The organism is Gemmatimonas phototrophica (assembly GCF_000695095.2).
GTDB classification, from domain to species: domain Bacteria; phylum Gemmatimonadota; class Gemmatimonadetes; order Gemmatimonadales; family Gemmatimonadaceae; genus Gemmatimonas; species Gemmatimonas phototrophica.
The window spans coordinates 2,834,740-2,856,546 of the sequence record NZ_CP011454.1; the positions used below are offsets into that span (position 1 = coordinate 2,834,740).

The 21,807-nt window shown below is 60.4% G+C and carries 14 protein-coding genes and 1 tRNA gene; 7 read left to right on the forward strand and 8 right to left on the reverse strand.

Annotation, left to right across the window (positions count from 1 at the left end; all coding sequences use genetic code 11):
* Window positions 1-11: 11 nt before the first annotated feature.
* The 4 genes from ppk1 to GEMMAAP_RS12040 all read right to left on the reverse strand — a co-directional run bounded on the left by ppk1 (window position 12) and on the right by GEMMAAP_RS12040 (window position 4,828).
* Window positions 12-2,135, reverse strand: a complete 2,124-nt coding sequence (ppk1, locus tag GEMMAAP_RS12025) for a polyphosphate kinase 1 (protein WP_043580826.1) — start codon at window positions 2,133-2,135, stop codon at window positions 12-14.
* A gap of 46 nt (window positions 2,136-2,181) precedes the next feature.
* Window positions 2,182-3,219 carry an inorganic phosphate transporter gene (locus tag GEMMAAP_RS12030; RefSeq protein ID WP_026849580.1) on the reverse strand — a complete coding sequence of 346 codons (1,038 nt, stop codon included), beginning with the start codon at window positions 3,217-3,219 and terminating at the stop codon, window positions 2,182-2,184.
* 15 nt (window positions 3,220-3,234) lie between these two features.
* A complete protein-coding gene (locus tag GEMMAAP_RS12035) occupies window positions 3,235-3,846 on the reverse strand; it encodes a DUF47 domain-containing protein (protein WP_026849579.1) in 612 nt (203 codons plus the stop codon).
* Between the two features lie 211 nt (window positions 3,847-4,057).
* On the reverse strand, window positions 4,058-4,828 hold the full coding sequence (locus GEMMAAP_RS12040; protein WP_026849578.1) for a rhomboid family intramembrane serine protease: 771 nt from the start codon (window positions 4,826-4,828) through the stop codon (window positions 4,058-4,060).
* 191 nt (window positions 4,829-5,019) lie between these two features.
* On the opposite strand from GEMMAAP_RS12040, the gene dnaK reads away from it, so the two are divergent.
* Both dnaK and GEMMAAP_RS12050 read left to right on the forward strand, forming a co-directional pair.
* Window positions 5,020-6,957, forward strand: coding sequence for a molecular chaperone DnaK (gene dnaK, locus GEMMAAP_RS12045; protein WP_026849577.1), 1,938 nt, complete (start codon window positions 5,020-5,022; stop codon window positions 6,955-6,957).
* A 111-nt stretch (window positions 6,958-7,068) separates the two neighbouring features.
* Entirely contained in the window at window positions 7,069-8,607 is a 1,539-nt protein-coding gene (locus tag GEMMAAP_RS12050; protein ID WP_053334089.1) for a Do family serine endopeptidase, read from the forward strand.
* 117 nt (window positions 8,608-8,724) lie between these two features.
* On the opposite strand, the gene GEMMAAP_RS12055 is transcribed toward GEMMAAP_RS12050, so the two are convergent.
* The 3 genes from GEMMAAP_RS12055 to GEMMAAP_RS20585 are packed head-to-tail and all read right to left on the reverse strand — an operon-like array spanning window position 8,725 to window position 11,887.
* On the reverse strand, window positions 8,725-9,312 hold the full coding sequence (locus tag GEMMAAP_RS12055; RefSeq protein WP_026849576.1) for an outer membrane beta-barrel protein: 588 nt from the start codon (window positions 9,310-9,312) through the stop codon (window positions 8,725-8,727).
* A gap of 28 nt (window positions 9,313-9,340) precedes the next feature.
* A complete protein-coding gene (locus GEMMAAP_RS12060) occupies window positions 9,341-10,225 on the reverse strand; it encodes a M55 family metallopeptidase (protein ID WP_082821274.1) in 885 nt (294 codons plus the stop codon).
* Between the two features lie 36 nt (window positions 10,226-10,261).
* Window positions 10,262-11,887, reverse strand: coding sequence for a hypothetical protein (locus tag GEMMAAP_RS20585; RefSeq protein WP_158514843.1), 1,626 nt, complete (start codon window positions 11,885-11,887; stop codon window positions 10,262-10,264).
* A gap of 45 nt (window positions 11,888-11,932) precedes the next feature.
* On the opposite strand from GEMMAAP_RS20585, the gene GEMMAAP_RS20590 reads away from it, so the two are divergent.
* Together GEMMAAP_RS20590 and GEMMAAP_RS12075 are read left to right on the forward strand one after the other, a co-directional pair.
* Entirely contained in the window at window positions 11,933-13,366 is a 1,434-nt protein-coding gene (locus tag GEMMAAP_RS20590; protein ID WP_026849573.1) for a pyridoxal phosphate-dependent decarboxylase family protein, read from the forward strand.
* Window positions 13,367-13,393: 27 nt separating this feature from the next.
* Window positions 13,394-13,475 (forward strand) — tRNA-Leu (locus GEMMAAP_RS12075).
* A gap of 1,603 nt (window positions 13,476-15,078) precedes the next feature.
* Here GEMMAAP_RS12075 and GEMMAAP_RS12090 read toward each other — a convergent pair.
* The gene (locus GEMMAAP_RS12090) at window positions 15,079-15,720 is read right to left on the reverse strand and encodes a recombinase family protein (RefSeq protein ID WP_202969124.1); all 642 of its coding nucleotides are present in this window, start codon (window positions 15,718-15,720) and stop codon (window positions 15,079-15,081) included.
* Between the two features lie 833 nt (window positions 15,721-16,553).
* Here GEMMAAP_RS12090 and GEMMAAP_RS12095 point away from each other — a divergent pair.
* The 3 genes from GEMMAAP_RS12095 to GEMMAAP_RS12105 all read left to right on the forward strand — a co-directional run bounded on the left by GEMMAAP_RS12095 (window position 16,554) and on the right by GEMMAAP_RS12105 (window position 21,804).
* Entirely contained in the window at window positions 16,554-17,486 is a 933-nt protein-coding gene (locus GEMMAAP_RS12095; RefSeq protein ID WP_026849571.1) for a hypothetical protein, read from the forward strand.
* Window positions 17,487-17,494: 8 nt separating this feature from the next.
* Entirely contained in the window at window positions 17,495-18,019 is a 525-nt protein-coding gene (locus GEMMAAP_RS12100; protein ID WP_026849570.1) for a hypothetical protein, read from the forward strand.
* A gap of 602 nt (window positions 18,020-18,621) precedes the next feature.
* Window positions 18,622-21,804 (forward strand): WD40/YVTN/BNR-like repeat-containing protein, encoded by a 3,183-nt coding sequence (locus tag GEMMAAP_RS12105; protein WP_026849569.1) that lies wholly within the window; start codon window positions 18,622-18,624, stop codon window positions 21,802-21,804.
* The last annotated feature ends 3 nt before the right edge of the window (window positions 21,805-21,807 follow it).

A 21,807-nucleotide genomic window follows, 5' to 3' on the forward strand; every position in this document is an offset into this window, starting at 1 on the left:
CGCCTTCGTTGTCATGGGTTGGCGCCCTTCTTCTTTCGCTTGGGAGGGCGACCGGCCTCGGTGCCCCACGGTTCCCGCATGAGGATCTGGTGCGTGGCGCGAATCGGGACGCCAGTGGCTGGCTTCTGCCGACGGTACTGACCGTCCGGACCAAGCTCCCACGCCTGACGGTTGTCTTCGAGACAGGTTGCCAGCACCGCATCCAATCCCCTGTGGAGTGCGGGATCTTCGATCGGGGTCATGACTTCGACGCGTCGATCAAAGTTGCGGGGCATCCAGTCGGCGGAGCCAATGTAGTACTCGGGATTCCCGGCATTGGCGAAGTAGGAGAGTCGGGAGTGCTCAAGGAAGCGACCAATGATGCTGACGACACGGATATTGTCGCTGATCCCCTTGAGTCCCGGCACCAGACAGCAGATGCCGCGCACAATGAGATCCACCGCGACTCCCGCCTGTGAAGCCCGGTAGAGCGCGGTGATGATTTCGGGGTCCACCAGGGCATTCATCTTGGCAATGATGCGACCACCACGGCCGCCCTGCGCATGGGCCGTCTCCCGATCGATGAGCTCCATGAGACGCGCCCGCAGACCGACCGGGGCCACTGCGATGCGTCGATAGAACTTCTGGCGGGAAACGCCGGTCAGGGAGTTGAACAGATCCGACAGATCGGCCCCCAACTCCTTCTGACAGCTGAACAATCCCACGTCGGTGTAGAGCCGTGCGGTCTTGCTGTTGTAGTTGCCCGTGCCAATGTGCACATACCGTCGAATGCCATCGGCGTCCCGTCGCACCACCAGCACCGTCTTGGCGTGGGTCTTGAGTCCTGGCAACCCGTATGCCACGTGAATGCCGAAGCTTTCCATGGTGCGGGCGAAGGTAATGTTGTTCGCCTCGTCGAATCGCGCCTGCAACTCAATCAGTACCGCGACCTGCTTGCCGGCCTCCGCGGCGTCGGTGAGTGCCCGCACAATGGCCGTATCGCCTGACGTGCGATACAACGTCAGCTTGATCGCCAGCACCTGCGGGTCGTTCGCCGCCGCTTCGAGAAAGGCTTCCACGGACCCGGCGAACGATTCATACGGGTGATGCACCAGCACATCCCGTTCCCGTATCGCGTCAAAGATGTTGCGGACATCCTTGAAGGCCGACGGCACATGGGGGGTGTGCGCCGGGTCGCGCAGCTCCGGCAGATCAAGCATGGCGATCTGCATCAGATCGCCCATTTCGAGCAGATCATCGATATCGTGCACGTCCTGCGGCCCCAACGGCGCCACGAGTTGTGTTTCGCTTTCGCTCAACTCTTCAAGCAGCAGGCGACGAATGCCTTCGGGCATGTCCTTCTGCACCTCGAGGCGTACCACTTCACCGAATCGACGTTGAAATACCTGCTGTTCAATGGTCTCCAGCAGATCTTCCGGCTGGTCCATCTGTCCAAGATCAAGATCGGAATACCGCGTGATCCGGAAGGTGTACCAGCGGCGCACGTCCATGCCGGGAAACAGCGCCCCAAGATGGGCCCCAATCACGTCTTCCAGCGGCACATAGCAGTGTCCACGCCCGATGGGAACCCAGCGCGGGAGCGACCGCGGTACCTTGACGCGCGCGAAGTGATCCTTCCCCGTCACCGGATCCTTGATATCGACGGCCAGCGACAGCGAGAGATTGGAGATGTACGGGAACGGATGGCCCGGATCGACGGCGAGCGGCGTCAGCACCGGGAACACCTGCGACTCGAAGAACTCGTGAATGAGGACCCGCTCGGAGTCGGTCAACGACGCCATGGTCACCAGTCGGATCTCATGGCGCGCGAGCGACGGAAACAGGTCCTGCTTGAGACACTCCCGCCGACGCTGAATGAGCTCCCGCACGCGCGTGCGAATGGCCTCCAGCTGTTCAATGGGCGCCAGCGGATCGGGCGCGTACTGGGCGGAACCGGCGTGCACCTTCCGGCGCAGCCCGGCCACCCGCACCATGTAAAACTCATCGAGATTCGTGCTGAAAATCGACATGAACTTCAGCCGTTCCAGCAGCGGCACGCGTTCGTCGAGCGCTTCCTCGAGTACACGGGCATTGAAATCGAGCCACGAGAGTTCGCGATTCAGATAGGGCAGCGACAACGAGGTCACTGAAGACATGCTCTGGCCGTTCAGCCGGCGCACACGCCGGCTGAACGTCTCCTGATCAGAGGGGATTGAAGGCCGCGAGCAACCAGTACGACAACGCCGCCATGGCCGCACTGGCGGGAATGGTGATCACCCACGCCCATACGATCCGACTTGCCAGCCCCCATCGCACGGCTGACAGGCGGTTCGTGGCCCCCACCCCGACAATGGCGCCAGTGATGGTGTGCGTCGTCGAAACGGGAATGCCAAACCGCGAGGCCACGAGGATGACGAACGCTCCGCCGGTTTCGGCGCAGAAACCGCCCACCGGACGAAGTTTGGTGATACGCGTCCCCATGGTGTGCACGATGCGCCATCCACCAAACAGCGTCCCCATGGAAATGCAGGTGTACGCACTCAATTCCACCCACACTGGAATCTTGTCGAGCGAGGTCACGTAGAAATGCGACAGGATCCCCGTCTGGCTGGCAAACGCCGCCTGGGTTGCCACCAGCAGACCCACAATGATGCCCATGGTCTTCTGTGCATCATTGCCGCCATGGGCCAAGGACAACAAGGCGGAGCTGGTGAGCTGTAGGACCCGGAATGCTTTTTCAGCCTTCGCGTTGGCCACATTCCGAAACAGGTTGAACACGATGATCATGAGCAGAAAGCCCATGAGCGCGCCCAACGCGGGGGACAGGACGATGGCTGACAGCGTTTCGATCCACTTCTTGCCCCAGAGCAGGGCGACGAAGCCGGCTTTGGCCACCGCGGCACCCGCATACCCCCCAATCAGCGCGTGCGACGAGCTGGACGGGATGCCGAACCACCAGGTGATCAGGTTCCAGATGATCGCGCCCAGCAGTCCGCCCAAGATGACATTGGCGTCCACGACGTTCAGATCTATGAACCCAGAGGCCACCGACTTGGCAACGGCCGTCCCGACAAAGAAGAGTGCGGAAAAATTGAAGACAGCGGCCCAGATGACGGCCGCCAGCGGACTGAGGACCCGCGTACCAACAATCGTCGCGATTGAGTTGGCGGAGTCGTGAAAACCGTTGATGAAGTCGAACGCCAGTGCGACGACGACGATGAAGATGACGAAAGAGACCACAGGGCAGTCGGCTGATCAGCTGTTCTTGAGCGCGATGCTTTCGAGCGTGTTCGACACGTCTTCGCACTCATCGATCGCTTCTTCCAGCGCGTCAAAGATCTCCTTCCACTTCAACACTTCAATCGCCGGCTCGTCCTTCTCGAACAGGGCCCCGACCGCCTGGGCATACAGCACATCGCCTTCTTCTTCCAGCATCTTGACCGCGCGGCCGTGCTCCATCATGCGCTGACGCTTGGAGATGTTGCCCACGGCCTGCAGAATCTCCTTGCCGGCACGCACCAGCACGTCCGCCATCTGCACACCACCATCTCGCGGCGCCGTGACACGGAACATGACCACGCGGCGCGACGCCCCATTGATCAGGTCGATCACGTTGTCCAATCGCTTGGCCAACATGTGAATGTCTTCGCGATCGAGCGGTGTAACGAAGCTGGTATCAATCCGCTGATTGATCAGGTGGACGATGGCATCACCATCCGTTTCCACCTTCTTGATCTGCACCGAAATCTGGGCCGCATTGGCCGGATTTTCGAACAGCGTACGCAGCAACGTGGCGGCTTCGCTGATGTGCACCGCGAGTCCGCGGAAGTGATCGAAGAACGTTTCGTCTTTGGAAAAAAGCTTCACGGCAGCGAGTGGGCTTGAGGAATGCCAAATCAGGTGCTCGCGGGAATGATACCACGCGCGGGGATCCGCGCCGTCAGCCTCATCCGGGGGGACCACGAGCCCTGTAACGAAAACGTCACCACGGGGTCTTCGCCATCCGCACAAGGAAACGTTTGGGGGATGTTACACGCGCGAGACAATGCCAAGACGTATTTGCCGACCGGGCGATAGTTCAGGACCAAACCACTTTCGCGTCAGAAACGACCCGACGGCGGCGGACCAGTTCCGGGTTCTCAAACAGCCGGGCCAGCAGCGCGCCTGCCACAAACCCGCCCACGTGAGCCCAAACGGCCACCCCGCCCGAAATCTCACGGCGGAGGGGGGAAAGATCTGGCAGACCGGAAACGACTTGGCTCCCAAACCAAAGGATCAGCACCAGCCACGCCGGGAACTGCAGAAAGAAAAATGGGGGAATGAAGGTGCGCACCCGCACCTTCGGGTACAGCACCAGATACGCCCCCATGATCCCCGAAATGGCCCCCGATGCCCCTACGGTCGGCACCGGTGATCCAGGGTCCACGGCCAGATGCGCCAGCGCCGCCGCCACCCCGGTAAGCAGGTAGAACGCCACGAAGCGCACCCGCCCCATACTGTCCTCCACGTTGTTGCCGAACACCCAGAGGTACAGGGAATTGCCAATGATGTGCCCCCAGCTGCCGTGCAGGAACATCGACAGGATCGGGGTCAGCCAATTGATCCGGTGATCGTCCACCACACAGGCCAGGGGCTGCCCATCCACGACCCCCAACGGCACCCCCAACCCCAGGGGAGCCCGCCCACTGACTTCACCGGGGACAAACCCCAGATCACACACGCTGATGGCCAGCGGCAGCGGCGTCCCCCCGCCCTGCACCCAGAACCACACTGCCCACGTGGCTACCAACACCACGATGGTCATCACGGGAGTCCGAAGCGTGGGATTGTCGTCCGAAATGGGAAACACGGCAGCACCCTCAGGTCAAAATGGCAGACTGCCGGAGAGACAGCCCTCATTCACTGGATTTGCCCACGAAATACGCCCATCCGGCAGGGGAATGACGGCCCGGCGCTTGCCTCTAACGGAGCAGAAGCATCAGTGGGTGCCGGCGCCTCCGCCTGCCCTACGCCAACATCTGGTACTCCAACGAGATCCCCATGGCTGAAAAAGTTATCGGCATCGACCTCGGCACCACCAACTCTGTGGTGTCGGTGCTGGAAGGTGGCGATCCGGTCGTGATTCCCAACGCCGAAGGCGGGCGCACCACGCCGTCCGTGGTCGGCTTTACGAAGGACGGCGAGCGCCTGGTTGGCCAGATCGCCAAGCGGCAGGCCGTCACGAACCCGCAGAACACCATCTTCTCCATCAAGCGCTTCATGGGCCGCCGCGTCGCGGAAGCCCAGAGCGAGCAGTCGCGCGTCCCCTACAAGATCGTCGCCGGCCCGAACGATGTGGCGGCCGTGGAAGTGGGTGGCAAGCGCTACACGCCTCCCGAAATCTCGGCCATGATCCTGCAGAAGATGAAGCAGACGGCCGAAGACTACCTCGGACACAGCGTCACCAAGGCCGTTATCACCGTCCCGGCCTACTTCAACGACGCCCAGCGCCAGGCCACCAAGGACGCCGGCAAGATCGCCGGTCTCGAAGTGCTGCGCATCGTCAACGAACCCACGGCGGCGGCCCTCGCCTACGGCCTCGACAAGAACAAGAAGACCGACGAAAAGGTCGCCGTCTTCGACTTGGGCGGCGGGACCTACGACATCTCCGTCCTCGAACTGTACGACGTGGACGGCACGCGCCAGTTCGAAGTGAAGTCCACCAACGGTGATACCCACCTCGGCGGTGACGACTTCGACCAGCGCGTCATGGACTGGCTCGTGGCCGAGTTCAAGCGCGACCAGGGCATCGACCTGTCCAAGGACCCGATGGCACTGCAGCGCCTCAAGGAAGCCGGTGAAAAGGCCAAGATGGAGCTGTCGAGCGCGAGCACGACGGACATCAACCTGCCCTTCATCACCGCCGACGCGTCGGGCCCCAAGCACCTCAACTACACGCTCTCGCGCGCCAAGTTTGAGCAGCTCGTGGACGACCTCATTCAGCGCACGCTCGAGCCCATGAAGAAGGCGCTCGACGATGCCGGCATGAAGCCCAGCGAAATCGACGAGATCATTCTGGTCGGTGGCTCCACGCGCATTCCCAAGATCCAAGAAGTCGTCAAGAACTTCTTCGGCAAGGAGCCCAACAAGGGCGTCAATCCGGACGAAGTGGTCGCCGTGGGCGCCGCCATTCAGGGCGCGGTCCTCACCGGTGAACAGAAGGACGTGCTGCTGCTCGACGTCACCCCGCTCTCGCTCGGCATTGAAACGCTGGGCGGCGTGATGACGGTGCTCATCCCGCGCAACACGACCATCCCCACCAAGAAGGCGGAAACCTTCTCCACCGCCGACGACAACCAGACGACGGTCGAGATCCACGTACTGCAGGGCGAGCGCGATCTGGCGGTGTATAACCGCACGATTGGCAAGTTCCAGCTCACGGGTATCCCGCCCGCTCCGCGCGGCATGCCGCAGGTGGAAGTCACCTTCGACATCGACGCCAACGGCATTCTGCACGTGACCGCGCGCGACAAGGCGAGCGGCAAGGAACAGAAGATCCGTATCGAAGCCTCCAGCGGCTTGTCGGACAACGAGATCGACCGCATGGTCAAGGACGCGGAAAAGAACTCGGCCGAAGACAAGAAACGCCGCGAGGAAATCGACACCCGCAACCGCCTCGACTCGCAGACCTACGAAGTCGAAAAGAACGTCAAGGAATGGGGTGACAAGGTGGCGGCTCCCCTCAAGGAGCGCATCGATGCGGCCATCGAACGGGCCCGTAAGGCTTTGCGCGGCGACGACTTGAACGAGATCCGGGCCGCTCAGGAAGAACTGAGCAAGGCCTACAGCGAGGCCGGTCAGGCGTTCTATCAGCAGCAGGCGTCGTCGGAAGGCGCGCCCGCCGCCGAGGGAGCCGCCCCGCAGGGTGACGCGGGGGCCCAGGCCAAGCAGGACGACGTGGTCGAGGCCGATTACGAGATCGTGGACGACAAGAAGTAACGCGCATCTGGCGTTGCGCCGAGCCCCGCCGGAAACTACCGGCGGGGCTTCGGTGTCTTACTGAGGACGTTTTGAACAGATAGGTCCCGTACCATCAACACCAATCGAGCCATGGCTGCACGATTCTCACGATTCCGCTTCGCTACTGCCGCCGTTGTCAGCTTCGCTGGCGGCGTGTTCTTCGCGTCCGGGATGGACTGGACGAAAATCAGTTGGGCCCAGAGCACCTCGGGGAACCGCCCGGTGGTCTCGGCCCGTGGTCCCATGAGCCCCGAGGGGACCGGGAGCTTTGCCGATATCGCCGAGCGGGTCACCCCCGGCGTCGTGGCCGTCAACACCACCCGCACCGTGCGCCCGCGTGGCAACCCGCGTGGCCGCGATCCGCAGGGCATGGAGGAGTTCCTCGAGCAGTTCGGGGGCCCTCAGCAGCGTCAGCAGCGTCAGCAGCGCGGTGAAGGCTCAGGCTTCATCATGAGCACTGACGGCTACATCGTGACCAACAATCACGTGGTGGCCGATGCCGACCAAGTCTCCATTACGCTCAGCGACGGGCGTCAGTTCAAAGCCAAGGTCGTGGGCACCGACTCCACCACCGACGTGGCCGTCGTGAAGATCGATGCCAAGGGGCTCCCCACGCTCACGATCGGCAACGACGAAACCACGCGCATTGGCGAGTGGGTGCTGGCCGTTGGCAACCCGCTCGGTCTGGATTTCACCGTGACGGCGGGCATCATCTCTGCCAAGGGGCGTGGTTCGGAAATCAATCTGCCCAACGCCGGCAACTTCACCATTTCCGACTTCATCCAGACCGACGCCGCCATCAATCCCGGCAACTCGGGTGGGCCGCTCATCAACATGCGCGGCGAAGTCATTGGGCTGAACAGCGCCATCGCCAGCCAAACCGGCTTCTACTCCGGATACGGCTTTGCCATTCCCATAACGCTCGTCAAGAACGTTACCGACGATCTGATCAAGGAAGGCCGCGTACGGCTTCCCGTGATGGGCGTGTCCGTTACCCGCATTGAGCCGGAAGATGCCGGCATCAATGGCCTTGCACGGGTGGCTGGCGTGAAGGTGGCTGGCTTTAACCCGCCCGATGGCGGCCCCGCCAAGGCGGCCGGTATTGAAGTAGGCGACGTCATCATCACGGTAGACGGCAAGCCCGTCGATCGCGTGAGCTCGCTGCAGCGTATCGTGCGGATGCGAAAGGTGGGCGAACGCATCCCGGTGGAGGTCATGCGCTTTGGCACCAAGAAGCGCTTTGAAGTACGTCTGGTGGAAGCCGAAAACATCATGCGCCTCGCCAACAACACGGAAACACCGGGGGCAGCGGCCAACCCGTCGGCCGGCAAACTGGGACTTACCGTGGAGGCCCTGCCGGCCGACATCGCGACGCGTTTGCGCACGAATGGACGTGGCGTACGCGTGGCCGAGGTCTCGGAAGATGGTCCGGCCCGCGACAAGATTGCCGCCGGCAGCGACGTGGTGTTGGCGGTGCTCTACCCCAAGCCGCAGCGCGACGTGCGCAGCGTGGCAGACCTGCAGGCCGCCATTGCCGCTCTCAAAGACGGTGACTACGTGAGCCTGCTGGTACAGTCGATGGACCCTCGCCTGGGCCAGCGCGTGGTGAATCTGCGCATCGGCGGCTGAGCAGGAATCGCCCTCGGCGCAGTTGGCCAGAGCGGCTTGCGAAAGCGGGTGGGATGATCTCTCGATCGTCCCACCCGCTTTGCAATGCGGTGTCTCAGGTGTGTGTACTGATGCCGGTCAGCGGCTGAACAAATAGAGCGAGACTCCAGCCTGCACGCGCGTGCCGGTGGACCGGAACGATTCGCGCGTCGCGTTCGACAGCTCACTCGCACGGGTCAGATTTCCGAACGTCCAGAGCGCTGTACCATTCAGCGCGATCTGTGGCGTGAGAAAGAGATGCACACCAGCACCACCGGTGGGTGCAATCCCTTCAAACTCCGTGCGTCCCGTCACGGCGCGCCCGGTGGCGCCAGCAGTGGCGAAAATACGCAGCGGCGAAGCGGGCCCGGGGAACAGATGCCAGCGCAGCAGCGCGTCATACTGCGAGAGCTTTACCTCGGCATCGCTGTCCGCACCCGTCAGCACACTGCGGTCGAAGTTGACGAGCACCGACCACCGGTCGCTCAGCCCAATACCCGCGTGCAGCCCGAATCCATTGCCAAACTCAAGATCCTCAGCGGCCGACTTTACACTCACCGAGGCGCCGGCGTATTGAAGTCCGAGAAAAACTCCCTTGGTGGAGCCAGCCTGGGCGTGGCCACTGGTGGCGGCGGCACACATCGCCATCAACGATGCCAAGGCGTGAGTGCGAAAGCGATGAATCATGGAACCTCCCGGTACGAATGGCCGACCATCAGTCGGTGTTGATGAAACGATAGATCACTCGAATAAGCCGATAGGCGTCCGGCATGGATTCGCGGGTGAACTCCACGGTGGTAGGGTTCACCAAACGGATTTCGCGAAACGCTGACGCCACTTCGGGAATCGTGGGATCACGCATTTCCATGCGTACCACGTAGCGAGCCAGTCGTTCCGGTGGCGCCTTGCGTGCAGCCGCCACGGTGGCCTTTGCCACTTCCTGGATCTCTTTCCGCGTGTCCGCCAGCGGCCGCAATTCCACGGCGCGCGAGTTGATGGCCCGCTTCACGGTCACGCCACGCACCTGCGGGGTGGTTTCCTTCTGTTCCGCCACGGCGACATCGTCTCCGGTGATCATGATCACCGGAACACCGAACCATCGTGCCAGAAAGGCGTTCATCCCGCCTTCACCAACCGACTGGCCATTGATCTGCAGATCGCGCAGCACGCCCGATCCCGTATGGGCAAACACCCCCCGAGGGGAACCAGCCTTCGCGTGATAGCCTACGAAGATGATGGCGTCGAACGTGGAGTCGAGCCCCTCCATCATGCCATGTCGCTTGAAGCTGTGGCTGATGAGATGCGCCCGCTGATCAAGATCTTCCGGCAGGATGTTGCGCTGACTGCCGTGTGAGTCATTCACGACGACCTGCATTGCGCCTCCTTCAAAGGCGCCGCGAATGGCCGCGTTGGCGTCTTCTACCATCAGCTTGCGGGCGCGTCCGTATTCAGCACCGGCAGCCGACGTCTGATTGTCGCTGTTCACTCCGCTGATGCCTTCCATATCGACGGAGATGTACACTTTGCGGGCCTGGGCGCGGGCGGGCGTGGAGAGCCCCACGATGGCAACAACTGCGAGCCACACTGGCGAGAATCGCATGATTTCTGGCGTGAAGGGGGATGTATTGAACTGCCGTTAGCGGCAGCCGGGCATTCGGAATGCCCCGATGCGGGTGGAATAGGACGTGGCGCCGGCGCGCAGATAGTCGCCGACATACCAGATGGTGCAATCATCCACCGGATCAACGGCGGTCTGGGTATAGTCTTCCCAGCGCAGCGTTGTCGTTTGCGGCGCGGCTCCGTTCACCAACGAGGTTTCACGAAGACCCAGCGTTCCCGGGTGCTGCTGCGGGGTACGGCCGGCAAAGCGCTGCCCCGGATAGGTGTGCTGGTCGCCCACGGAGTACCCCAGGCCAATGTTGCCAAACCGGTCCATGGCGGCGCTGGGCAACCAGCGATAGAGACTGTCGGGTGCATACGTCCCCTGCTGGTGCACCGTAACATCCCCTGCCGACGACACGCGCAATTCATACCAGCGCACGCCGCCGGTTCCCTGCGCGGTATTGATGGAATGCACGGCGACCATCGCGTCGTGGGTACCCATGCGCCGATACACCAGCCGCGGCATGAGTTTGTCACCCTGCGAGTCCAACCGCCGCTCGGTGCCGGGCTGCGGAACGCAGTTGGTGAGTTGCCCACCGCACAGGTATCGATAGGGGGCCACGGGAATGGATTGCGGGCCACGCAGGGTGGTCTTGCTGGTATCGCGCCAATTCACCGAAAAACGCCACAGCTGCAACTCGGCACTTTCCACCACGCCACGCAGCTGTGTCCCACCGGCGGCAAGAATCAGATGCGGCGAGCCCGGTGCGGGCACCCGACGACCATCCAGATCGGCCGTATTGAGAAAGTTCACGCCGGGGATAATGCGGCACAGTTCGCGCGCAGCGAGCCCTCGCAGCATGCGTCGGCGTTCGGCCACACAGAGATGCTTCTCCACCACTTCGTCGCCGGTGCTGGTGGGCACATAGTAGCCATCGGGCCATACTGCGGGGCGCGGATAGTCGGGGAACAGCGGCCGGGTGAACTCATACCGGTGCCACGCTCCCAGCGGGTTACTGGTGGCACTCACGGCGTAGCACATGGCATAGTCGCCTTTCACGGTATCCGGGCTGCCGCGAGGCGGCAGCGGGCGAACGGCGGAGTCGGTGACTGCTGGGGGAATAACCAGCCGCGCCGTGCGCGGGCCGGGGGCGCCGGTTCGAGCGGCCACCCGGCGGAAGATGGGGAGCACCAACAGCCAGCGATCTGCCAACTGATCGTAGCGCACCACGGCGTCGCCGCTCAGCACCTCTTCGCAAGCCCCCCCGAACCCCTTGAACACCGCGTTGGTAGGGAGCGGGCCATATACCGGTGTGCCATCCTTTCGGAAGATGGCCCACTGACTGTTGACCGTCTGCACAATATGGGTGCGGCCAACGGCCAGCGAGTTGTCACTCGGATTGCGAAGCGCAACGGCGCCATGCGGCCCCACGAAGCCAGCCCCCAGGCCGTCAAAGGAACGTACCAGACGCACCCCGGCCTCGGCGCCCATGCGCCGCTGCTCCACCGAGTCCCCGCCAGCGGGGATGCCGGTGATCACGGTGCCCGGTGGGGGGGCCTGCGCCCTAATGGGCCGTGCTTGCATCGCAAACATGGTAATGGCTACGGCCCACACCACTGGCAGCCACGTACGTCGGATACGCTGGAGGAAGTCAGGCATGGGCTACGTTACCACCGCCCCCCGCACGCTGCTACCTTCGGAGCTATGACTGCACCGCTCCAACTTACCCGCGACGAGATGCACGCTCTCGGCGCGCGCGCCCTCGGCATGGTGATCCACCATTTCGAGACCAATCGCGACAACCCCACCGCCACCACGCTCACCCGCGACGAGGCGGTGTCCCGGCTGCACACGCCGCTCCCGGAAGCGCCAACGCCCGTGTCGGAGCTCATGGACATCCTGGCGCAGGATGTCTTTCCCAATGCGTTCCACGCGGACCACCCGCGTTTCTATGCGTTCGTGCCCAGCCCCACCAACTTCGTGAGTGTGGTTGGCGATTTCCTCATGAGCGGGCACAACATCTTCGCGGGGCATTGGCTCGCGTCTTCCGCGGCCTCGCAGATTGAGCTCACGGTGCTGGAGTGGTTGCGTGACGCCTGCGGCTTGCCGGCGACTGGTGGTGGCATTCTGGTAAGCGGTGGCTCCATGGCCAATCTGTCCGCCATCGTGGCCGCGCGTGAAGCACGCTTGGGTGGCCATGACATGCAGGCGGTGGTGTACTGCTCCGACCAGACGCATTCGTCCATGTTCAAGGGGCTGCGTATCCTCGGCTTCGGCAAGCAGCAACGTCGCGCCGTGGCCACCGACGACCAGTATCGCTTGTCCGTGCCGGCGCTTGCCGCTGCCATCGCACAAGACCGCGCCAATGGCATGAAACCCTTTTGTGTGGTGGCCAACGCCGGCACGACCAACACGGGCGCCATCGATCCGCTGCACGAACTGGCCGACCTGTGCGAGCGTGAGGGACTGTGGCTGCATGTGGACGGCGCCTACGGTGCGGCCGCCGTGCTCACACCGCGCGGCAAGGCGCTGATGGCGGGGTTGGAGCGGGCAGACTCCATTACCCTCGACCCGCACAAGTGGCTCTTTCAACCGTATGAACTGGGGTGCCTGCTGGTACGTGATGCGGCCACGCTGCGGCACGCATTCCGGGTGGAGGAGGACGACCACGCCGATTACCTGGCTGATGTGTCGCGGCACATTCAGCAGGACGTGAACTTTTATGAGCGTGGCGTACAGCTCACGCGCGGCTTCAAGGCGCTCAAGCTGTGGCTCTCGTTACGCACCTTTGGCGCCGCAGAATTCCGTCGCGGCATAGACGTAGGCTTCGCTATGGCCGAGGAGGCCGAACGGGTGCTGCGTGAAGATGCCCGCTGGGAGATCGTCACGCCGGCGGCCATGGGCATCGTCACGTTCCGCTGGTCGCCCGCGGGGCTCGGTGCTGCCGAGGCAGATGCCGTGATTGCCCGCACGGCCGACGCCATGCGGGCCGACGGTTATGCGCTGGTGATGTCCACCATGCTCAAGGGGCGACCGGCGTTCCGGTTGTGTCCCATTCACCCGGCCACGACCGCCGAAGAGATCCGGGAAACAATCGTTCGACTGACCCGGTTTGCCGAGGAATCGACCACAGGGTGAGACCCTGTTAAATTGGGAGAGCAGTACGCGGACGTGGCGAAATTGGTAGACGCACCAGCCTTAGGAGCTGGCGGGGCAACCCATGCCGGTTCGAGTCCGGCCGTTCGCATAGTGGCACCGAGTGGCATAGGGGAATCCAACTTGGCTTCAGAAGGCTTTGGCTTGCCGACCTTGCCTTCTTCGGCAACCGGTACTTCGCCGGATGTCGTCAAATCGGTCGTCGGTGAATTACCCCCGTTTCCGGTGAGAGCGCGACCATGCGCCCTCACCGTTCGCGCTATCTGGGGATCAAACTTTGTATAGATGTCCGCCGTCATCGCTGTTGATGCGTGCCCCAGCCACTCGCTGATTTGCCAGAGCGGATACCCCTCAAAAAGCGCCCTTACAGCGTAACTGTGGCGGGTATCGCGCAGCCAGTAATTGGAGAATCCAGCAGCAATCACGGCCCGCTTCCAACCTCGGGTCATCATGTCTGCCGAGACTCCCACAACCAACAGATCATCGGGCTTCTTGTTCTGGATTGCGCTGCGTAATTGCGGCACAGCCCACGGCTCAATTCTCACACCGCGACGATTGCGATACTCGGTTTTGGTTCCAGAAATGTTGATCCGATGTTCAATCTCCTTAGCGGCATTGGGGACTTCTCCGAGTGGTAGAAGTTGAACGTCGGAAACTCTGAGTTTGAGTACGCTAGACCTATCAGCACCAGTTGCCGCACAGATCGTAAGGGCAAGCTTAAGCTGGCCCGTTACGTGCGAGAGAATTTTTTGATCATCCTCAATGGTTTTCCACTGTTGCCGTTTGTTTGCCTTGGCGGGACGACGGACCTTCGCCTTGTCTGCTACCGGACTAGCAGGAAGTGCGCCCATGGCAACTGCGTAGTTGCAGAAGCTAGCGACGCTGTAGAGATAGTGGCGTCGTGTACCTTCGCTTCTCGCAAGCGAATTAAGGCGATTGCGAATCGCCCCAGCCGTGATCTCAGCGACCGACTCTAGCCCTTGCAGCATCCACTTTACGTGATGCTGCTGCTGATCCCACGACTTTGGCGCCCTAACTTTAGCGTCAGCCGTCCAACCTTCCCAAAGAGATTTGATTGAAACCGACGTAAGCTTGTCCCGCAATACATCCAACTGCTTCGCCGCGTAGGAATCCCAGAGTTCGCCAATTGTTATCCGATTAGAAGCAACTGCATCCAAGAGCGCGAAATCACGCTTGTCAGCTAACGCATCAAGCATTCTTTCGATTTGCTTAGCGAAAGCCCTATCAGTTGAGCCGGTAGAACGCTGAACACGGCCAGTAGAAGTGCGTACATAGACGCTATACGTCTTCCCTCGCTTGAATGCCATTACGCCGCCCCCCCGATGCGATGGGTGAGATGCGCGCGCGCCCACGCCGCCACCTGCTTCGGATCATAAAGACGCTTCCTATTTATTCGCACGGTTGGACACGAACTCTTCCTCAGCCATGACTCGCTCGTCTTGAGGCGATCCGCCGCCTCCTCAAGTGTCCACAAGGTGAACGACATACAATCGTCTGCCGTCATTGTTTCAATGCCTTTCTTCATAAACAACCTTTCTCCCTATTCTGCTCTCCGATGCTGAAGAGATTTGTTTTGTGCGGGCTGATTTCACGTCCATGGAACGTGTGGGCGTTCCCGCTCTTACGCCGCATTGATTGGCCAAACACTCGACAGTTCGAGTGAAGGCTTCAGTTCACCTTCTCGTTGAAATCAACGAGAAAACTTGCGCAGGCGACCACTCACCTCCTCGCCGTGCCGGAATGTTCAAAGCATTGAGGATCCTAGACGCACCTGCATATGACCCTGACTCTTCGAATGCTTTTTGTACTGTCGGCAGAATGAGCGACCGCCACTCTTTTGACCGCTTTGTCCGAGACTGCGCACTTGCAGTACGCCCCAGACTACGAATTTCTTCGGTCATCGGCTTTGGCGATCCGAGCTTGCGCCCCATCGCCTTCGCAGCCGCCAGCGCGGCCTTAGTTCTCGTAGAGATCATTTTTGCCTCCTCTTGGGCTACGACTGCCAGAATCCCTACGACCATTTCGGTCATATGCGGATTGTCAGCGGCAACGAAGCGAACCCCCGACTCCTGAAGGTTCATGAGGAAGACGGCACTACGCGACAGCCTATCGAGCTTCGCGACGACCAGCGTAGCGCCGTGAATCCGACAGGCGTCTATCGCCCGCTTTAGCTCGGGCCGAGACTCTTTTCGTCCGCTCTCGACCTCAACGAACTCGGCCACAAGCGTCCAATCGCCACCATTCAGGTAGCTGGCGACCGCAGAACGCTGCGCCTCCAAACCAAGCCCAGACTGCCCCTGACGGGCGGTGCTCACTCGCAAGTAGCTAACAAATTTCCCAGATGCCATTACACACCCTCCATTATTTTTGTTGTTACCACCGTTTCTACAAACGTAATGCCGAACACAACCAAAAACAAGGGGGGCGAGGGGGGGGCTTACTGAGAACACGATGAGCTACCCGTTCAACTAGGCCAGAACGTTCTGACGCCGAATTAGAAAGCCGCCAAGAACGACGGATTCTAGGCCGAATTAGACGAATTCCGAATTTTCCTGGAAATTCCCTGATATCTATGTAGGTCGCACTTGAGATAGACCCTCATCTACTTCAAGCGACACAGAAATCTGAGGTCCAATAAGGCGTTGATAACGAACCAGTCACTCCTACGAGTGGATACCGGCGATGAACCCGAAGGGACCAAAAGGCACAGGGGTTTCGGACACCGTTACTCCCCACCGCAGACGGCTAAGAGAATCTGACGGTAAATAACGGGATGGGAACGACTCACAGGATTTTGGCGCATTTACCTGACCGTACACAAATGCGAGGTGGTTCTGGATGGGACAATATCCGGATAGCGATACCGAGGGCGATACTCCACCGTTGGACTTCCCAGCTTGCTGGGGGTTGATGCTGCGCAAGCAGTCTGTCGAATGAGTTGTTGTAGGACCGCTGCACAATGTCGATTGCCGAACTCAATGTGCATTACCGTGGTCTTCGAAATGATTCTCTGATGTAACGTGTCGAGGCTATTATTTATTCGAACCAAACGCCTCCACTGTCATCAACCGTCCTAGCCCTCGGTGTATCCATGAGCGGACCTAGTGACGCGCACGACTCATATATACAGAGATCGAGGAGTCGACGAATGCAATACCAAATCGATTACACACTTCGCGTAGCACTCGAAAACGAGTACCGCTCTCTCTTCACGTGGTTCATTCAAGAGATCAGAGCTGACGGTGAACCGGCCAGCGATAAACTCATCCCATGGTTTCACAATCATTTTTTTGACCTTCAGGATGTTCGGTACCTAGTCTCTACTGAGAAAGACTACCCTAACCCGTTCAATGACCACGATGCCGATTCGGCGGTCGACGACACAGCGGAGACCAGAAATGCAACATTCAATCGAAGAATCTTTGCTAAACTGGTGCCGACAGGGGGCATGACGTACTCGATGCTCGGGACTGAACGAGCATTGAAAGAGCTCAGTTTGACCATCCAGCCAATCGCGTGCTCAACGGATAGAGTGGAGCAGATCCGGATAGCGGGCGGTGTGGGCCACACCTATGAAATCGACTTTCAAGATTCTGTCCAGCCAGATTGGCTGGGCGTCGATATCACGGTTGCAGACGACACGTTCGACGCCCTTGTGGAGCAGGTACTCGGCGGAAGGCACAATGGGTCTCTGCGACTGAGTGGAGCTGATGGTTTCTACTCTGAGTGGTCGCCAAGCATTTCGACCAACCGAGTAAAAATACTGAATCAGAAGGGCGATGCGTCTTGGATGGAGCCTGATCAGAGACTGATTTTCGAAGACACTTTCACATCGTCAGAGATTGAGCCACCACGTCTCGGTCGAGTAGACCGGTATTCGCTGGAGTTCGTAACAGCGCCAGTTGAGGCCGCAAAGCCGGATCTTTCGCAAGCTCCAGTTACCATGGAGGCAGCCTCAAAAGAATCTGGTCAGTTGGACATCGTCGGACACCACGCCATTGTGCAGAGCCAGCGATATGCCTTTTGGACCACGGTTGGCGTGTGGCTCTTGGTAGCGTTCAGTCTTTTTCGGACGTGTTAGGCTCTGAGATGACCATTAAAATTCCCGCACCCTTTAGCTCTTTCGTCTCCGAATGGGAATATGAGCAGGAGCCGTCCCACCCCATTTACGCTACACTCGGAATAGTCGTATTTGAGTATGGACAGCTCGACCTGACGATTAGCCAAGTGCTCATGAGGCTGATGGATCAGGAAAACGACACAGGGGAAACAGTAGTTTCGGCACTTAGCTTTGATAAGAAGATCGAGCTGATCCATGCTCTTGCGAAGCTACCCCAAGAGCAAGAACCCACATTCAAAGCACTTTTGGGGTACGCTACATTCTGCAACACAAGACGGAACACTTTCCTCCATTCCAGTTATCACAAGCGGAAAGAATCTGAAGGATTTGTTCGCAGAAAGGTGTCAGCAAGAAGAAAGCTCAAGAGGGATATCGAGTTGGTTGATAGCGCAGAATTGCGACGGTATGCTGCGTTCATGTATGAAACGTCCGCCGCTCTACAACAGATGTTTTATCTTGATGTCGTAGAAGTAGAGGATGAGATGGGAAAGTAGAAGCTCGACTCAAAGTCAGCTTAGCCCATGATCAGAACACCTGATGACTGACTATCGCTTCACAATGAGCAACCAAGGCCCCGTGGAGACGAGTTAGTGAAATGACCCATTAACAGACTTCATCCCCATAGGATTATTTGGGTGCCGCCACCTGAAGGTGATTTTCGCCATTTCACGGAAATACGTTGTTTTCAGTTACGTGAAACATCCAAACGCTTCTTTGAATCAAGCGCGGTTTTACCGAGACAATTCGCAATTGTTCTCTCTGGCTTGGCTAGCGACCCATCGGTAACGCCGGAAGTTGGTCGGATTCAGGCTGCCGAGGAAGTTTCTGGCATGTCGTCGAAACGGTCGTACTCCAAAGGCATTTCCCTGCCTCCAGAGCCCGCTCAGTGCCTCTAGGGCTCTCTCGCCAATATCGCTAGGTCTTGCTGAATCAGCCTTAGGAGCTGGCGGGGCAACCCATCCCGGTTCGAGTCCGGGCGTTCGCATGGTCGGGAATGCTGTATCGCAGGTAATGCATGGACCACACCCAGTGCTCGCCCCGACGCGCGGCGCAGCGCACATTTGGAGGGAACGTATTCGTCCCCTCCCCCGCCCCGATGATCCGTCCTCTCTGCTTCCTGGTGGTCCTCGCGGCCACCACGCCCACGCTCCTGGCGCAGAACGCGCAGCCCGCGGCGCCGTCCACCGATAGCATCTTCAAGCCACTCAAGTGGCGCTCCATCGGCCCATTCCGTGGCGGTCGCTCAAATACCTCCACAGGCGTCGTCAGTAACCCGCGCACCTATTACATGGGAACAACGGGTGGCGGCGTCTGGAAGACCGACAACATGGGGATCAGCTGGCGGAACATTTCTGACGGCTTCTTCACGACCGGTACCATCGGGGCCATTGCGGTGGCCCAGAGCGACCCGAATGTGGTGTATGTCGGCACGGGTGAACACGCCATTCGCGGCGTGATGAGTCACTCGGGTGACGGCGTCTATCGCTCCACCGATGCCGGCAAGACGTGGAAGAAGATTGGTCTCACGGACACGCGACACATCTCGCGCATTGTGGTGCACCCCAACAATCCCGACGTGGTCTTCGTGGCCGCGCAGGGGACGCTCTACGGGCCGTCCGCTGAACGCGGCATCTTCAAGTCCACCGACGGCGGGGTGACCTGGAAAAAGGTGCTGTTCGTTGACCAGCGCACGGGCGCCGCCGAACTGTCCATGGATGCGACCAACCCGCGCATTATGTACGCGGCCATGTGGGAGCACGGACGGCTCCCCTGGCAGGTCATCAGTGGGGGCCCCGGGAGTGGACTCTACAAGTCCACTGATGCCGGCGAGACCTGGGTGAAAATGAGCGACGGACTCCCGGACAAGATGGGAAAAATGGCCATCGCGGTCAACCCGTCCAACCCGGAAAAGGTCTACGCCCTCATCGAAAGCGAATCAGAGGGGAATGACCGTGGCCTGTATGTCTCCAACAATGCCGGCAAGAGCTGGAGCAAGGTGAGCAGCGAGCCACAGCTGGTCCAACGTGCGTGGTACTACATCGAGCTCTTTGTGGACCCGAAGAACGAGAACCGGATCTACGTGCTCAGTGCTCCCGCGCTGCGTTCGGACGATGGAGGCAAGACGTGGAGCGAGCTCTCCGGCGTACACGGCGATTATCACGACATGTGGATCAACCCCACTGCGCCTGACAACTTCATCATCTCCGATGATGGTGGCGCGGTCATCACCTTCGACGGCGGCAAGAGCTTCAGTTCGCAGACCGGGCAACCCACGGGACAGTTCTACCGCATCAGCGTGGACAACCAGTTCCCGTATCGTATCTACGCCGGGCAGCAGGACAATTCGTCTGTGGCAATCGCCAGTCGTGAGCTGGCCAGTGGCGGAATCACTACCGACAGTTGGCGGCCTTCGGCCGGTGGTGAGAGTGCGTTCCTCGCCTTTGATCCCACCAACCCCCGCTATGTCCTGGGCGGCAGCTATCAGGGCACCATCGAAGTGTTGGATACACGGGCATCAGCTTCAACCAAAATCATGGCGGCCCCCATCCAGTACCTCGGTCGCGATGCGAAGGACATGAAGTACCGATACAACTGGAACGCCCCGATCATCTGGAGCAAACACGAACCGAACGTCTACTATCACGGCGCTCAGCTGCTCCTGAAAACGTCCGACCTCGGACAGTCCTGGGAAGCCGTCTCGCCCGACCTGACGCGCAATGAAAAGGAGAAGCAGGGCAAGCCCGGTGTGCCGTACACCAACGAAGCGGTCGGTGCCGAGAACTACGGGACCCTGGCCTACATCACCGAGTCGCCACACGAGCGCGGCGTGATCTGGACGGGGAGTGATGACGGTCTCGTGCATCTCACGCGCGACGGCGGCAAGACCTGGAAGAACGTCACCCCCAAGGGGCTCGCCGAGTGTCTCATCAACACCATTGAGGTGTCGCCGTTCAACAAGGGCACGGCGTACATCGCGACCACGCGATACAAGTTCAACGATCACGCCCCCGGACTCTACAAAACGACGGACTACGGAGCCACGTGGACGAAGATCGACCGCGGCATTCCTGCCGGCGCCTTTACGCGGGTGGTACGCGAAGATGAAGGGCGACGCGACCTGCTGTTTGCCGGTACGGAACTGGGGCTCTACGTCTCGTGGAATGGTGGCCTGGACTGGGCGCCCTTCCAGCTCAACCTCCCCGTCACGCCCATCACCGATCTCAAGGTGCATCAGGGCAATCTGATCGCGGCCACTTCGGGGCGTGCCTTCTGGATCCTCGACGATCTCGCCGTGCTACGCCAGTACAAGAAGGAGGCGACGGCGCTGCACGCGTATCAGCCGGCGCCCGCCTATCTGGTGAACGGTGGGAGCGCCTTGAATTCGTCGGACGCGGACGTCACCGGCACCGACACGTTCACCGGTGTGAACCCCGCCAATGGTGTGGTCTTCTACTATCAGCTGCCCGAGATCAAGAAATCCGATGTGGTGACCCTCGACATCGCCGACGCTTCGGGTCGCCTCATTCGTTCCTTCAGCTCGGTGAAGGACACGACCTTCACCAAGTGGGACGGCGGGCCGCCGGGAGAGCCTACGTTGTCCACCACAACGGGTCTCAATCGATTCGTGTGGGACATGCGGAACGCGACCATGCCGGGCGTGCCAGGGGTGTACATCGAAGCGAGCTACCGAGGGCACAAAGTGCTGCCGGGGCGATACCGTCTGACGCTGAAGTTGGGTGATCGCACGGTAACCGCCGAGGCCGAAGTGCGCGACAATCCGTTGCACACCACCGATGCCGCGACCCTCGCCGAGTACGACGCCTTCATGACGCGGGTGGAAGGCGAAGTATCGCGCATGCATGGCGCGGTCAACGAACTGCATGAAGCGCAGGAGCAGCTGTCGGCAATTGTGGCCGGGCTCCCGGCTGGCGCGCAATACGACGAGGTCCGTCGTGATGGCGCGACGCTGCTGGAGAAGCTCAAAGCGTGGGATAGCGACATGGTGTCGCGAAAGTCTCGCGCCTACGACGACGTGGAGAACTTCGCGCAGAAGTTCTCGGCGAACTGGCTGTTCATGGTGAACGCCACAGAGAGCGACCTCCCGCGGGTGAACAAGCCGTCGCGGGAACGGCTGACCGAACTGGAACCGGAGTGGGCGCAGCTCAGGGCGCGCGCGGACACCCTGCTGAACCAGGATATTCAGGCACTCAACCGCAAGCTGTTCGATCGTGGGATTGGCGCCATCCGAAAGCGGAAGGCCAGCGGCCCGATTGGCTGACCG

Coding starts and splice junctions, on each gene's coding strand:
- GEMMAAP_RS20590 (WP_026849573.1), top strand. CDS start 11,933: ATGACTGCACCGCTCCAACTTACCCGCGACGAGATGCACGCTCTCGGC.
- GEMMAAP_RS12100 (WP_026849570.1), top strand. CDS start 17,495: ATGACCATTAAAATTCCCGCACCCTTTAGCTCTTTCGTCTCCGAATGG.
- dnaK (WP_026849577.1), top strand. CDS start 5,020: ATGGCTGAAAAAGTTATCGGCATCGACCTCGGCACCACCAACTCTGTG.
- GEMMAAP_RS20585 (WP_158514843.1), bottom strand. CDS start 11,887: ATGCCTGACTTCCTCCAGCGTATCCGACGTACGTGGCTGCCAGTGGTG.
- ppk1 (WP_043580826.1), bottom strand. CDS start 2,135: ATGTCTTCAGTGACCTCGTTGTCGCTGCCCTATCTGAATCGCGAACTC.
- GEMMAAP_RS12060 (WP_082821274.1), bottom strand. CDS start 10,225: ATGCGATTCTCGCCAGTGTGGCTCGCAGTTGTTGCCATCGTGGGGCTC.
- GEMMAAP_RS12050 (WP_053334089.1), top strand. CDS start 7,069: ATGGCTGCACGATTCTCACGATTCCGCTTCGCTACTGCCGCCGTTGTC.
- GEMMAAP_RS12105 (WP_026849569.1), top strand. CDS start 18,622: ATGATCCGTCCTCTCTGCTTCCTGGTGGTCCTCGCGGCCACCACGCCC.
- GEMMAAP_RS12095 (WP_026849571.1), top strand. CDS start 16,554: ATGCAATACCAAATCGATTACACACTTCGCGTAGCACTCGAAAACGAG.
- GEMMAAP_RS12055 (WP_026849576.1), bottom strand. CDS start 9,312: ATGATTCATCGCTTTCGCACTCACGCCTTGGCATCGTTGATGGCGATG.